The sequence below is a fragment of the Flavimaricola marinus genome (assembly GCF_900184895.1).
GTDB classification, from domain to species: Bacteria; Pseudomonadota; Alphaproteobacteria; order Rhodobacterales; family Rhodobacteraceae; genus Flavimaricola; species Flavimaricola marinus.
Genome location: NZ_FXZK01000011.1, coordinates 89595 through 102772, shown reverse-complemented (window position 1 = coordinate 102772; position 13178 = coordinate 89595). Strand labels below are relative to the sequence as shown.

At 63.9% G+C, this 13178-nt stretch carries 13 protein-coding genes; 6 read left to right on the top strand and 7 right to left on the bottom strand.

The window, feature by feature from the left end:
- Positions 1–197 precede the first annotated feature (197 nt).
- From LOM8899_RS19145 to LOM8899_RS19135, 3 genes are all read left to right on the top strand, one after another.
- Complete coding sequence (locus tag LOM8899_RS19145) at positions 198–1280, top strand: TRAP transporter substrate-binding protein (RefSeq protein WP_093993860.1); 1083 nt, start codon at positions 198–200, stop codon at positions 1278–1280.
- A gap of 173 nt (positions 1281–1453) precedes the next feature.
- Complete coding sequence (locus tag LOM8899_RS19140) at positions 1454–2368, top strand: TRAP transporter small permease subunit (RefSeq protein ID WP_093993859.1); 915 nt, start codon at positions 1454–1456, stop codon at positions 2366–2368.
- Between the two features lie 18 nt (positions 2369–2386).
- Positions 2387–4741, top strand: coding sequence for a TRAP transporter large permease (locus tag LOM8899_RS19135; protein WP_093993858.1), 2355 nt, complete (start codon positions 2387–2389; stop codon positions 4739–4741).
- Positions 4742–4772: 31 nt separating this feature from the next.
- Here LOM8899_RS19135 and LOM8899_RS19130 read toward each other — a convergent pair whose 3' ends face one another.
- The 6 genes from LOM8899_RS19130 to LOM8899_RS19105 all read right to left on the bottom strand — a co-directional run bounded on the left by LOM8899_RS19130 (position 4773) and on the right by LOM8899_RS19105 (position 8258).
- A complete protein-coding gene (locus tag LOM8899_RS19130; protein WP_093993857.1) occupies positions 4773–5153 on the bottom strand; it encodes a VOC family protein in 381 nt (126 codons plus the stop codon).
- A gap of 4 nt (positions 5154–5157) precedes the next feature.
- Entirely contained in the window at positions 5158–5994 is an 837-nt protein-coding gene (locus LOM8899_RS19125) for an arginyltransferase (RefSeq protein WP_093993856.1), read from the bottom strand.
- 94 nt (positions 5995–6088) lie between these two features.
- On the bottom strand, positions 6089–6538 hold the full coding sequence (locus LOM8899_RS19120; RefSeq protein ID WP_093993855.1) for an RDD family protein: 450 nt from the start codon (positions 6536–6538) through the stop codon (positions 6089–6091).
- A 153-nt stretch (positions 6539–6691) separates the two neighbouring features.
- Positions 6692–7138 carry a DUF2852 domain-containing protein gene (locus tag LOM8899_RS19115; RefSeq protein ID WP_168770602.1) on the bottom strand — a complete coding sequence of 149 codons (447 nt, stop codon included), beginning with the start codon at positions 7136–7138 and terminating at the stop codon, positions 6692–6694.
- A 67-nt stretch (positions 7139–7205) separates the two neighbouring features.
- A complete protein-coding gene (locus tag LOM8899_RS19110; protein ID WP_093993854.1) occupies positions 7206–7667 on the bottom strand; it encodes a DUF2852 domain-containing protein in 462 nt (153 codons plus the stop codon).
- 120 nt (positions 7668–7787) lie between these two features.
- The gene (locus tag LOM8899_RS19105) at positions 7788–8258 is read right to left on the bottom strand and encodes a YbaK/EbsC family protein (RefSeq protein ID WP_093993853.1); all 471 of its coding nucleotides are present in this window, start codon (positions 8256–8258) and stop codon (positions 7788–7790) included.
- Positions 8259–8386: 128 nt separating this feature from the next.
- On the opposite strand from LOM8899_RS19105, the gene LOM8899_RS19100 reads away from it, so the two are divergent.
- Together LOM8899_RS19100 and LOM8899_RS19095 are read left to right on the top strand one after the other, a co-directional pair.
- Positions 8387–11173, top strand: a complete 2787-nt coding sequence (locus LOM8899_RS19100; RefSeq protein ID WP_093993852.1) for a [protein-PII] uridylyltransferase family protein — start codon at positions 8387–8389, stop codon at positions 11171–11173.
- Complete coding sequence (locus LOM8899_RS19095) at positions 11170–11451, top strand: hypothetical protein (protein WP_093993851.1); 282 nt, start codon at positions 11170–11172, stop codon at positions 11449–11451. The genes LOM8899_RS19100 and LOM8899_RS19095 overlap by 4 nt, the downstream gene beginning before the upstream one ends.
- Before the next feature lie 61 nt (positions 11452–11512).
- Here the strand turns inward: LOM8899_RS19095 and eda are convergent, their stop codons facing one another.
- Positions 11513–12151 carry a bifunctional 4-hydroxy-2-oxoglutarate aldolase/2-dehydro-3-deoxy-phosphogluconate aldolase gene (gene eda / locus LOM8899_RS19090; protein WP_093993850.1) on the bottom strand — a complete coding sequence of 213 codons (639 nt, stop codon included), beginning with the start codon at positions 12149–12151 and terminating at the stop codon, positions 11513–11515.
- Positions 12152–12416: 265 nt separating this feature from the next.
- Here eda and LOM8899_RS19085 point away from each other — a divergent pair, with 265 nt between their 5' ends.
- Complete coding sequence (locus tag LOM8899_RS19085; RefSeq protein WP_133065074.1) at positions 12417–13166, top strand: hypothetical protein; 750 nt, start codon at positions 12417–12419, stop codon at positions 13164–13166.
- The last annotated feature ends 12 nt before the right edge of the window (positions 13167–13178 follow it).

The following is a 13178-nucleotide window of genomic DNA, read 5'->3' as shown; positions in this document are numbered from 1 at the left end:
CCACATTCGTGCGAGTTGCGTCTTGCCGGATCCCGTTTTGCCGAATGTTTGTGCGATTTTTTCGAGGCTCGGCCTAAAAATACGTAATAATCGGTATTTCGCCCGTCCGGCACCGACACTAGGGTGTCTGCACCGCAACGAACCGCCAACGCTTGGGAGAGCGTAAGGCGGATGTCATATCCATGGGAGGATACTTAATGGATCGTCGTTCTTTTCTGAGAACATCTGCGCTTGGCGGCACCGCCGCTGCTGCCACCACACTGGCCGCTCCGGCAATTGCGCAGGGCAACCGCACCCTGACGCTCGTCACCACCTGGGGCCGTGGCCTTGCCGGTGTGCATGACGCCGCTCAGCGCGCCGCCGACACCATCACCGCGATGACCGATGGCGCTCTGACCATCGATCTCAAGGCCGCTGGCGAACTCGTCGGTGCGTTCGAAGTGTTCGACGCCGTGACCTCCGGTCAGGCCGATATGTATCACGGCGCTGACTACTACTTCATCAACCAGCACCCCGCCTATGCGTTCTTTACCGGTGTGCCCTTCGGCATGGCGCCGCAGGAGCTGTCCAACTGGTACTATCAGGGCGGCGGCATGGAATTCCATGACGAGCTCGGCTCGATCTTCGGTTTGAAGTCCTTTCTCGGCGGCAACACCGGCCCGCAGTCCGGCGGTTGGTTCTCCAAGGAGATCACCGGTCCGGAAGATTTCCAGGGCCTGAAGTTCCGCATGCCCGGTCTGGGCGGCGAAACCCTCGGCCGCATGGGTGCTTCGGTGCAGAACCTTCCCGGTGCGGAAGTGTATCAGGCGCTGGCCTCCGGCGCGATCGACGGCACCGAGTGGATCGGCCCGTGGGCGGACGAGAAGGCTGGTTTCCAGGAGATCACCAAGTTCTACTACACCGCCGGTATGCACGAGCCGGCCGCTGGCCTCAGCCTCGCGATGAACCGCGACGTCTATGACAGCCTTGCCCCTGCGCATCAGAAGATCTTCGAGATCGCCGCAGGCGAAGCCCACCAGTGGAACCTCGCTCAGTTCATGAACGAGAACGGTGCCGCTCTGCAGCGTCTGCAGGCCGGTGGCGTGACCGTTCTGGAATTCCCCGACAGCGTCTGGGATGCCATGGGCGCCGCTGCGAAAGAGACCATGGACGCTTACGCCGGCGACGAGATCTACGATCGCATCCGCGCCAGCTACAACGAGTCGATGGCAGCGTCTTCGGGCTGGATTCAGCGCTCCGAAGGTGTCTACCGCGCTCAGCGTGATCGGGTCATGGGCTAACACACCCAGTCAGACGCCGGCCTCCCTGCGGGGCCGGCGTCGTCCTGATTTCCACACATCGATTACGGGGCGGCGGCAGGATTGCTGCCGTCTCGTCCGCGATAAGAATCAACCGCCCCAAAAGGGTGGAATGCGGCCCCATAGCGGGCCACAGATCGTGACGGGGGAACAACATGGGTCTGGTCGAAGCATGGGGTGGCAATGCCATCGGGTGGCTGATCGCGCATATCATCGAGGCCTTCTACAACTTTGGTTACGCCCTCTTGCATCCTGCGCAATGGCTGAACTGGGGCGATAAGGAGGCGCTGATGCGCTTCATCTACTACGGCGCCTCGACCGAGCTGTTCTTTGTTTTCCTTGTCATTTTCCTCATCGTCTTCGCCGTCGGCGTCTGGCGCAACAGCTTCCTTTGGGGCTGTGTCCGTGCCTTTGAAGGCTTTGCCAACGCGATCGGTCGATTTGCGGCATGGGCCGGCCTGTTGATGGTGCTTCAGCAGATCGTCATCATCTTCATGCAGCGGGTGTTCACCGTCGCCGAGATCTCCTTCGGCTTTGGCAAGGTCGTGACCTTTCCGCTGTCGTGGTGGTCCGAAGAGCTCAAGCTCTATAACGCCATGGTCGTCACCCTGTGCATCGCATGGACATTCGTGCAGGGCGGACATGTCCGCGTCGATCTGGTCTATAGCAAGATCAGTTTCCGCGCCAAGCGTATGGTCGACATGTTCGGCAGCCTGTTCTTCATGCTGCCGGCCGCCACGCTGATCTGGCTCTATTCGTGGTTCTTCCTGTGGCGCAACCTCGTGGTGCCGAACCCCTCGGCCTCCGACACGCTGGACCGGCTGCTGGCCAAGAGCCGGGCGCTGCGCTGGAACGTCGAGACCATCGGCTTCTCTCCGAACGGGTTCAACGCCTACTTCCTGTTCAAGATCCTTCTGGTGGTCTTTACCGCGCTGCTGTTCCTGCAGGCCGTGTCCTTCTTCTTCCGGTCCTATCTGGAATTCCGCGAGGGCGAAGAGAGCGACGGCAAATACCTCGACCGCGACGTCCTCGGCGATCCCACCGCCGATCTGGCCGCAAAAATCCACTAATTAAGGGACGATACTCACATGCTCTTCGGTTTGGACGGTGTCGAAGTCGGGCTAATCATAGTCTTTCTGTGCCTGTTTGGTGGTATCCTGTCGGGCTTTCCGGTGGCCTTTGCAATTTCGGGCGCGGCGGTCATTTCGTTTGCCATCGTCGCGGCGCTGGATTCAGGTGGCTATCTGATCCACCAGGCCGTCGACACGTCGTCGGAGGCGTTTCATGCCCTGACGGGGCAGGGGATACGCCCCGGCGACATCTCGGTCTTCAAGTATCCGGAGCTGCCGACAATCGGCCAGCCGGTATTTCCGCAGGGTTGGGAAGTCGCGCTCGACCGCAATCTGGGCTTTATCGTCAACCGTATCAACGAACGGGTTCTGGCGGGGCAGAGCATCGAGACGCTGCTTGCCGTTCTGATGTTCGTGATGATGGGCATCACGCTCGAACGCTCCAAGATCGCCGACGACCTTCTGACCACGATGGCGCGGGTGTTTGGCCCGCTGCCCGGTGGTCTGGCCGTGTCGATCGTGGTCGTGGGCGCGTTTCTCGCTGCCTCGACGGGCATCGTCGGCGCCACCGTCGTCACCATGGGCCTGCTGGCCCTGCCGACGATGCTCAAGGCAGGCTATTCGCCGCAACTAGCCACCGGCGTCATCGCCGCCTCCGGCACCTTGGGGCAGATCATCCCGCCCTCCATCGTGATCGTTCTGCTGGGCACATTGGCGGGCGACATCTATTCCACGGCCCAAGAGGTGCGCGCGCAATCGGCGGGCTGCACCGATGCGCTGACCTATCTGGGCGAGCCTGCGGTCGTCTCTGTCGGCACGCTGTTTCAGGCAGCCCTTTTGCCGGGTATTTTCCTTGCGGTGCTCTATGGCGGCTATGCCTTTGTCTACGCGCTGCTGAACCCGTCCAAGGCCCCGCCGGTCATGATGGCGGCCAATACCGGCGCACCGACGACGCGCAACGAAAAACTGACGTGGTTCCTTGCCGCGCCGGTCGTCCTGATCCTCGGCACCATTGCACTGGGGCAGGTGAATTTCGTCGGTAGCCAGGATGTGACGGTCGACAGCTATTCTCAGGCCGGCGACCGGGCCTCGTTGCGCACCAACGTGTCCGAGCAATGTGCGGCGTCGATGATCGAGCTGCACGGCGAGGAGGTCTGGCAGGAGGCGCTGGACCAGGAGGCCGCCATTCAGGCCGCCGGCGGCGTCGAGGAATCGCGCCTGCTGACGGACGAGGAGCGCGCCACCCTGCGTGCGGAGCGTATCGAGGCCGCGGCCCCCGTCGGGACCGGCATCGCGATCTTCCTCGTCCTGCTCGGTCTTGTTCTGACCACGGCACGCGGCGTTGCGCCGGCGGCGAACCCGCTGCCGCTGATGATCGGCGCGGGCGGTCTGGTGCTCGCTCTGATCGTCGACATCGCGTTGATCGGGCCGTTGACCACGCCGGGCGTGACGACGCTGCTCCTGGCCATTCCTGTCCTGATGGCGCTGTACGGGTGCCGGGCCGCCGCTGGCATGTTGAGCCAGAACGAACTGCTCCGCGTCGTGTTCCCGCCGCTGGTTCTGATCGTGGCCGTGCTCGGCTCGATCCTCGGCGGGATCACCAACCCGACGCCCGCCGCCGGTCTGGGTGCGGGTGGTGCGATCATGCTGGCCGCCTATCGCAAGCTGACCGAGAACGGTGGCAACGGCCGGATCATCCTTCTGGCCACTGGCGCGATGGTCGTCATGCTGCTGATCGGGGTCAACTTCGACCTGCGGATCAATCAGGAGGGCGCGACCTTCGAGACCTATGTGGCCTTCTTCGTCGCCTTTGCCTGTTTCCTCTATGCGATGTTCGGCATGTTCTATGCCTGCTGGGTCCTGTTCGCCGGCCATGTGCTCGCCCCTGTGGTGCGCGAAACGGCCAAGGTGACGGCGATGGTCTTTGCGATCCTGATCGGCTCGCAGCTGTTGAACCTCGTGATCATCTCCTTCGGCGGAGAGCACTACATCCAGCAGTTCCTCAAGTCGTTCGACAACGAATGGACGGTGTTCCTGCTGGTGATGCTGATCCTGTTCATCCTCGGCTTCGTGCTCGATTTCCTTGAGATCATCTACATCGTCGTGCCCATCGTCGGGCCGGTGATCTATGGCGGCACGCTGGATCCGGCTTGGGTGACGATCATGATCGCGGTGAACTTGCAGACGTCGTTCCTGACGCCGCCGTTCGGCTTTGCCCTGTTCTACCTGCGGGGCGTCGCGCCCAAGGAGGTCACGACGGGCCATATCTACCGCGGCGTGATCCCGTTCGTGCTCATTCAGGTGCTGGGTCTGCTGATCTTGGCCTTGGTGCCGGGGATCGTGACGATCGTGCCGAACCTGTTGGGCGGCTGATAATCAGGGGTGGGGTGGGCCTGGTCCCACCCTACGCCAGCTGCAGGAGATCCCAGCGGTTGCCGAAGGGGTCGCGCCAGACGGCCACGCTGCCATAGGCCTCATGCCTCGGATCTTCTTCGAAGTGGACGCCGGAGGCCAGCATCCGGGCGTGGTCCGCCTTGAAATCGTCCGACATCAGGAAGAAACCAACCCGACCACCAGTCTGATTGCCGATGGCGGCCTCTTGGTCCGGCCCGGAGGCCTTGGCCAGCAACAGCGCCGTTTGCCCGCCCGGTGGCGCGACCATGACCCAGCGTTTGCCATTGCCCATGTCGGTATCGGCCCGCAGCTCGAACCCGAGCTTGTCCACGTAAAACGCGATGCCCTGATCGTAGTCGGGCACGACGAGGGTCAGTGCGTGAATGTGCACGGGACTAACGCCGAACGACGCGGGAATCGGGCAGGCTGATCCGGGCGACCTGTTCGGCAATCGGATCGACCGAGAGTGGGTCGGTATCGGCGGAATATCCCTCCGGATCGCCCAGCGGCTGCCACCGGCGATTGCGGAACACTTCCAGTCCGGTGAACTTGGCCTTGTAGCCCATCTTTGGACTGCCGGGCACCCAGTAGCCGAGATAGACATAGGGCAGGTTCATTTCGATCGCGATCCGCACGTGATCGAGGATCACGAAGGTCCCGAGGGACGCCTTTTCATGGTCGGGGTCGAAGAACGAATAGACCATGGAGAGCCCGTCATCGAGCACATCGGTCAGGCAGACGGCCCGCAGACCACCGCGTCCGTCGTCCTTGGTGTCCGGGTCGGCATATTCGATCAGCCGCGACCGGATCGGTGTTTCCTCGACCATGGCGGCGAATTCGAACAAGTCCATGTCCGCCATCCCGCCCGTCGCGTGCCGACTGTCGAGATAGTCCCGGAACAGGGCGTATTGTTCTTCGGTGGCCCAGGGCGAAGTCGCCCGGCGCGACAGATGCGCGTTGCGCTTGAGCACCCGGCGCTGGCTGCGGCTGGCGGCAAAGGCCTTGACGTCGATCCGGGCCGACAGGCAGGCCGAGCATTCGGCACAGGACGGCCGATACAGCACGTTTTGCGACCGCCGAAAGCCCTGCTTGGACAGGGCGTCGTTCAGACGTTCGGACTGTTCGCCTTGCAGTGCCGTGAACAGCTTTCTCTCCATCCGTCCCTCGAGATAAGGGCAGGGTTGGGGGGCCGTCACATAGAACTGTGGCGCAATGGGCAGTGTATGTCGCATAGAAACCGTAGTGCTGCTGCTGAGCAGACGTTAGCAACTGCCCGTCCTCGCGCCAAGCCCCCGTTTCCGGCGAGGCGCTCGGCGCGATTATCCATCACGCGGGACGGTTAATTGCTGCGGTCTGCATGACGGTGTCGGTCAGCCCCTGACCACGTGCGGTGACCAGCATCATGATGACCGAGATCAGCTGAAGCGGTGCCACGGCCACCGAGATCGAATAGCCCAAGGTATGCAGAAAGGCACTCTGGTTGGACAGCCGGTCGCCGTCCGCCTGCCGGATCTCGATGGCCATCAGCCGCATGCCCCATGTGGCGGACCCGCCCGCAAGGGTGAACCAGCGGTAGAGAAAGCCGAGTACGAGCATCAGGAACGGAAAGTAGAAGATCGCGGTGAAGGCGGTGAAGGGCACTGCAATGGCGCTGATCAGCCCGATGAGCACAACGTCAAACACCCAAGCGAGCGCGCGTTTCAGCGGCACGCCTGCGTAGAACGCGGCCCCCTCGTCCGGGGAGGGCAATCCGTGAAGAAGGCGGGAGGTGGTCATCGTCGTATGCTTTCCATTTGCTATGATCTGTTGCGGTTGGTGGCCGGATGGCCGGTTCGTGCACAGTCAGGATTGATCGGCATCAAAGGCGCTGCACCGACCGGGAGGGTCCAAGGTGCAGCGCGGACCCGCGTCAGCGCAAGAGGCGCGCTGTCACTCGGCCGGGATCTGGGTGCGTTTGGCCCGCTCGTCCATGAAGGTGTCGAACTCGCTCTTGTCCTTGGCCTCGCGCAGACGCACCAGGAATCCTTCGAACTTTTCCTGCTCCTTGTGCAGACGGTTCAGCATATCCGTCCGGTAGGCGTCGAAGCTGGCGTTGCCGCTGCTGGGCAGGGTCGGTTCGGCAAGATCGGGGCGGACGGACTGCGCCATCCGGCTGGCTTCGGCGCTGTGCCCGAAGCTGGGGATGAACCCGCCCCTCCAGCCCAGAACAAGGGCGAGCAGGACGCCGGCGGGCCAGAACGTCGCCATCGCTACGATCGTCACCACAAAGGAAAACACGGCGAACAGAACCGTCGACAAGACCAGAAGCGCCATCGGCGGCGTCGCGCGGTCTGTCATCACGGGGGCAGAATGGGCGGTGGGGGCCGAACTCAACATAATCGCATTCCTTCGATGCATGGGATCAATATGGGTCAGGCCCCCCGAAGGGAGCCTGTCTACACGATCAGGCAGGGGCCTGGGTAGTGTCGTCGCCGTCATCCGAGCGGGGCTTTGCGGCCCGGTCGTTCATGAACTGGTCGAATTCGGCCTTGTCCTTGGCCTCGCGCAGACGCTCGAGGAACTCCTCGAAGTTCTGCTGCTCTTCTTCCAGACGGCGCAGCGTGTCGGTCTTGTAGGCGTCGAACGCGCTGTTGCCGGAGGGCCGCATGGCTGTCTTCACTGCGTGAAAGCTTTCGTGACGGGTGCGGCGGGATGTGCAGGACTTAGAAAACATGCGTTTGCTCCAGATCATATAGGCCAGAAGGGCGAGGCCGACAGGCCAGACAAAGATAAAGCCAAGGACCATTGCTGCGATCCATGCGCCTTTGCCGCGCTCATCCAGCCAAGCCTCGGCTTTGCCGAACCAGCTCAGTGGGCGTCCGCCGTTGACTGAGGCGGAAGGGGTATAGATATCGGTCGTGCTCATGACGGTCTCCTGTAGGCCGGTGGGTTGAAACTCTATGTGAATGCTTTTCACATCACCGATATGCGCAAGGATGGCCCTTCGTTCAAGACTTTATGTGAATGTTTTTTACATTTACTTTTATTATGTCGTGAAATCAGATACTTCTGCGCCCGATATTTTCAGAAGGTCCGTGGGTGAGATCGCAAAAACGTGCCTCGGCGTGCCTGCTGCCGCCCAAATAACGTCGAATTCGGTCAATCTGCGGTCGAAAAACGCTCTTATCGGGCCGAGGTGCCCGACAGGGGCGACCCCGCCGATGGCGAACCCGGTCTGCGCCCGGATCAGGGCGGCATCCGCCCGTTCGAGCGGTTCACCGGCGCAGGCCCGGGCCTTGCCGTTATCCACCTGATTGCCGCCCGCCGTCAGAAACAGGATGGCGCTGCCGCTGGTGGCCCCGGCAAAGATGATCGACTTGGTGATCTGATCCAGCGCACAGCCAAGCGCATCCGCGGCTTGCTGCGCCGTTCGCGCCTCCGCGCCCACGTCTATGGGGGTGATGTCCAGCCCGGCGTCGGACAATGCGCGGGTCACGCGGGTGAGGCTCTTGCTCATGGGGTGGCTCCTTGCCGGCGCAGAATGGGCAGGGGGATCGGGGTCTGCAACCCCTTGCAGCCCGATGGCCCGGCTGTTTCAGCCCGGAGCCATTGACGCGGACCGCCGGGCAGGATCAATCTGGCGCCATGACCAAGAGCCTCGCTGATCGCATCCGCCGCACCCCCATTCCCTATGATCCCGAGCGCGGCGCGGATGCGCTGGAGGCATTGCCTTGGGCCAAGGGCCCGATGGCCGATCTGATCGCGGGCGCGGCGGGGTGCAGCCCCTATCTGGGCGGGCTGATGCATCAGGAGGCCTCGTGGCTCGAACAGGCGGTGGCAGAGCCGGAGGCGGCCTCAGCCGCGCTGTTGGTCGAGATCACCAGCCTGACACCGGATCGACTGGCCAGCGAGCTGCGCCGTGCCAAGCGCCGGATGGCTCTGATCACGGCCCTTGCGGATCTCGGCGGCGTCTGGTCGCTGGAGGAGGTGACGGGCCGCCTGTCCGATCTGGCGGATGCGGCCTGCCACCAGAGCCTCGTCACCCTCGTGGGCGCCCAGATCGAGCGGGGCAAACTGCCCGGCGTGACACAAGACGAGGGCAAGGCCGGCGGCATGGTCGCTTTGGCCATGGGCAAGGGCGGTGCGGGCGAGCTGAACTATTCCTCGGATATCGACCTGATCTGTCTCTATGACGAATCCCAGTATGATCCGGCCGACCGCGACGAAGCCCGTGCCCTGTTCATCAAGGTCACCCGTCGCATGACCGCGATCCTGAGCGAGAACACCGCCGAGGGCTACGTCTTTCGAACCGACCTGCGGCTGCGCCCCGACGCCAGCGTCACGCCCGTCTGCCTGTCGATGGCCGCGGCGGAGAGCTATTACGAGAGCGTCGGCCGGACATGGGAGCGTGCGGCCTACATCAAGGCGCGGGCCGCGGCGGGAGACATTGCGGCGGGAGAGATGTTTTTGGCGGCGATGCGCCCCTTTGTCTGGCGCAAGCACCTCGATTTCGCGGCCATTCAGGATGCCCATGACATGCGCTTGCGGATTCGCGACCACAAGGGCCTGCACGGCGCGGTCACCTTGCCCGGTCACAACATGAAGCTGGGCCGGGGCGGCATCCGCGAGATCGAGTTCTTTACCCAGACCCGGCAGCTGATTGCCGGCGGGCGCGATCCCAGCTTGCGGGTGCGCGGCACCGTCGACGGGCTGGACCGTCTGGCGCAGGCCGGATGGGTCGAACCGGACACCGCCCGCATCCTGACCGATCACTACCGGGCGCACCGCGAGGTCGAGCATCGGCTTCAGATGATCGCGGACGCTCAGACCCATGAATTGCCCGCGTCGGACGACGGGTTTGACAGGCTCGCGGCCTTTGTAGGCAAGGACCGTGGGGTCTTCGAGGCAGAGCTGCGAGAGCGGCTCGAGGAGGTGCATAGCCTCACGGAAGGGTTCTTTGCACCGGATGCCGCGCCGACACAGGGCGCTACCGTGGATTTCGGCGCGGAGGTCACCGCCCGCTGGCCGGATTATCCGGCGCTGCGCAGCGACCGGGCCCGCGAGTTGTTCCGCCGGTTGCGGCCGCAGATCCTGTCCTTGCTCCAAGAGGCGGCGCTCCCCGACGAGGCCCTGAACAATTTCGACGGGTTCCTGTCCGGGTTGCCGGCTGGCGTGCAGTTGTTTTCGCTCTTCGACGCTAACCCCAAGCTCTTGGGCCTGATCGTCGATATAGCGGCGACGGCGCCGGCTCTGGCGCGATACCTGTCGCGCAACGCCGGGGTTCTGGATGCGGTCATCGGCGGGGCGTTCTTTGCGCCATGGCCCGGGGTCGCCGGTCTGTCGGATTCGCTCGCCGCGGCGCTTGGGTCAGTGGCCGATTACGAAGCGCGACTGGATGCCACGAGGCGGTGGGCCAAGGAATGGCACTTCCGGATCGGCGTGCACCATTTGCGCGGGCTGATCGGTGCGGAGGAGGCGGGCGAGCATTATGCCGACCTCGCGCAAGCGGTCGTCGCGGTGCTCTGGCCACAGGTCGTAGCGCAATTCGGGGTGCGGCACGGTCCACCACCCGGCAGGGGGGCGATCGTGCTCGCCATGGGATCGCTCGGCGCGGGGCGGCTGAATGCCCTCTCCGATCTCGACCTGATCGTGATCTATGACGGCGACGGCGTCGAGGCGTCGGACGGGCCGCGCCCGCTGTCGACGCGGCCCTATTATGCCAAACTGACGCAGGCGCTCGTGACGGCGTTGAGCGCGCCGACCGCGGAGGGCAAGCTCTACGAGGTCGACATGCGGTTGCGCCCCTCGGGCCGTCAAGGGCCGGTGGCCACGTCATACGCCGCCTTCCAAAGCTATCAAAAGGACGAAGCCTGGACTTGGGAACACCTCGCGCTGACCCGCGCCCGGCCGATCGCAGGCGAGGCGTCCCTGTCAGAGGATGTCGAGGCGTTTCGCCAAACGCTTCTGAAAGAGAAATCCAAGGGGGCGACCGTGGCAAGGGAAGTGGCCGACATGCGGGCGCGGATCGCCGATGCCAAGCCGCCGCAGGGCGATTGGGACGCCAAGATCGGTCCGGGCCGGTTGCAGGATGTGGAATTGGCCGCACAGATGTTGGCGCTGATGGCGGGCTCGCCCGCACGCGGCACGCTGGCGCAGATCGAGGCAGGCCAAGCCGCCGGATTGATCGACGAGGCGCAGTCCGACGGGCTGCGGCAATCGACGCATCTGTTCTGGACCCTGCAAGCCTCGGCCCGGTTGCTGACCGGCGGAGTGCTGGTGCCGGAGGATCTGGGCGAAGGCGGGTCGCGTTTCGTCTTGAGAGAGACGCTTCAACCCTCGACCGAGGCGCTGCTCAGTGCGATGAAGGCGGTGTCGCAAAGGGCTGCCGATGTGATCGACAGCCTGCTGCCCGAAACCGGAGACGCTCCATGAGCCGTGCCAGCCCAGACCCCGACGATCCCAAGGGCCTGATCCGCGAATCCTACCGGATAGAGGGCATCACCGCTCCGGAATGCCGGTCAATCTTTCTGGATTGGGCGCTGAGCCTGCCAAATGGGGCCGAGACGAGCGGCCCGATCAAGGCGCTGCTGGAACGCTACGGGGCAGGGCATCCGGACCATCCGATGACCCGGACCCTGACGGAAGGGCTCGGCTCGGCCACGCGGACGGGACGCCGTGGTGGACGCGCCGCGCGGGTCAAGGGCACCTGATCCGAGCGCCCGAAAGGGCGCGGAAAAGGCGTCACGCGACAGCGTGTCCGCGTAACAGGAACTAGCTCAGAGCGGCGGCCTCGGCGGCCAGGGCCGTGATCGCGTCCCAGTCGCCCGCAGCCACCAGATCGGCGGGGGCGACCCAGCTTCCACCGACACAGAGCGTGTTGGACAGGGCCAGATAGTCCCGCGCGTTCTTGAGGCTGACACCGCCCGTCGGGCAGAATTTGACCTGCGGGATCGGCGCGCCGATGGCCTTGAGGGCCGGCACGCCGCCGTTCGCCTCGGCGGGAAAGAATTTCTGCACCCAGTAGCCACGCTCCAGCAGCCGCATGGCCTCGGTGGCCGACGACGACCCGGCCAGAAGCGGCAGGTCGTTGGCTTCGCAGGCATCCAGCAACCGGTCCGTGGCGCCAGGAGAGACGCCGAAGGTCGCGCCTGCGGCCTTGGCGTCTTCGACATCCTTGGCGGTCATCAGCGTGCCGGCGCCGACGACGCCGCCTTCGACCTTGGCCATTTCGCGAATCGCGTCCAGTGCCGCAGGGGTGCGCAGGGTGACTTCGAGAGCCGGCAGACCGCCGGCCACGAGCGCCTTTGCCAGCCCTTCGGCCTGCCCGGCGTCGGAAATCACGAGAACCGGGATCACGGGGGCAAGGCCGCAGATCTCGGCGTTCAGTTCAGAGGCGTGTTCCGGTGTCATCTGGCGTTCCTGATTGCGCTAACATGGGTTTGCCTCGCTCTTACTCCGTCGCGGGCTTCTTGTCTACCCGAAGGGCGCTCGCCGCCGCCCGATGACGGACCTCAAACGCCTGTCCCAGACCGTTTTTTCAATTGCCAAAGAATGACTTGCGTCCTAGCTTTCGAGGCGATGGCTTCTGCCGGTCATCGGTATATTTCACATCATTGCTTCTGCCGTTCGGCAGAACCTTCTGGGTTCGGCGGGGGCTCGATCTAAGGTTTTATGAATGACGAAATGTGACGACCGTGGTCATTTGACCGCGTCCCGCGCGATGCGGGGTGTAACTGTGCTTCTGCTGGCGGGACTGGTGTCCGCATGTTCGAGCACCGGTGGAAGCACCACTGCCGGCGGTGACGGTGAAGACATCACTTTGGCCGATTTCGACACGGCCTTTGCCGATGCCCAGGGGCGGGTGCCCACATCCGACATGCGCGGCTCCGGCGCGGCCACCTACACCGGTGCGGTCCAGATGGACCTTGTCGACCAGAGTAGTGCCCCGGTCGGCGCGGTGATCGGCGATCTGTCCCTGTCGGTGGATTTTGATCAGAACCTGCAGCTTGGCCAGCCTGACAATTTTCAGAATGCGGCCGTGACGGGCACGATCAGCAACATCACCGGCCAGACCACCTCCGGCGACACCATCGACTGGTCGGGGGATCTGACCACGGACAACGGTCTGAGCACATCCATCGTGGCGATCGTCACGACCACGTTCCCCGCACCGGGCGTAGGCGAAGTCACCACCCGGACCGGATCGCTCGGCGCCTATTTCGGTGGCCCGGTGTCCGTCACATCGGACCAGCTGACCTATGAGGGCGACGCCTACGTGGTCCTGTCAGGTTCCTTCACGGGCTCTGGCGGCACTGGCGTCTGGGGCCAGTCGCAGGGCTTTCTGACGCCCGACGGCGCCCCGTCCGCCAACAACATCCTCGCGGAGTTCAGCGGACAGGGCGGCTTCGTCGCCAGCGAGCAGTAGCTCTGAAAGCAA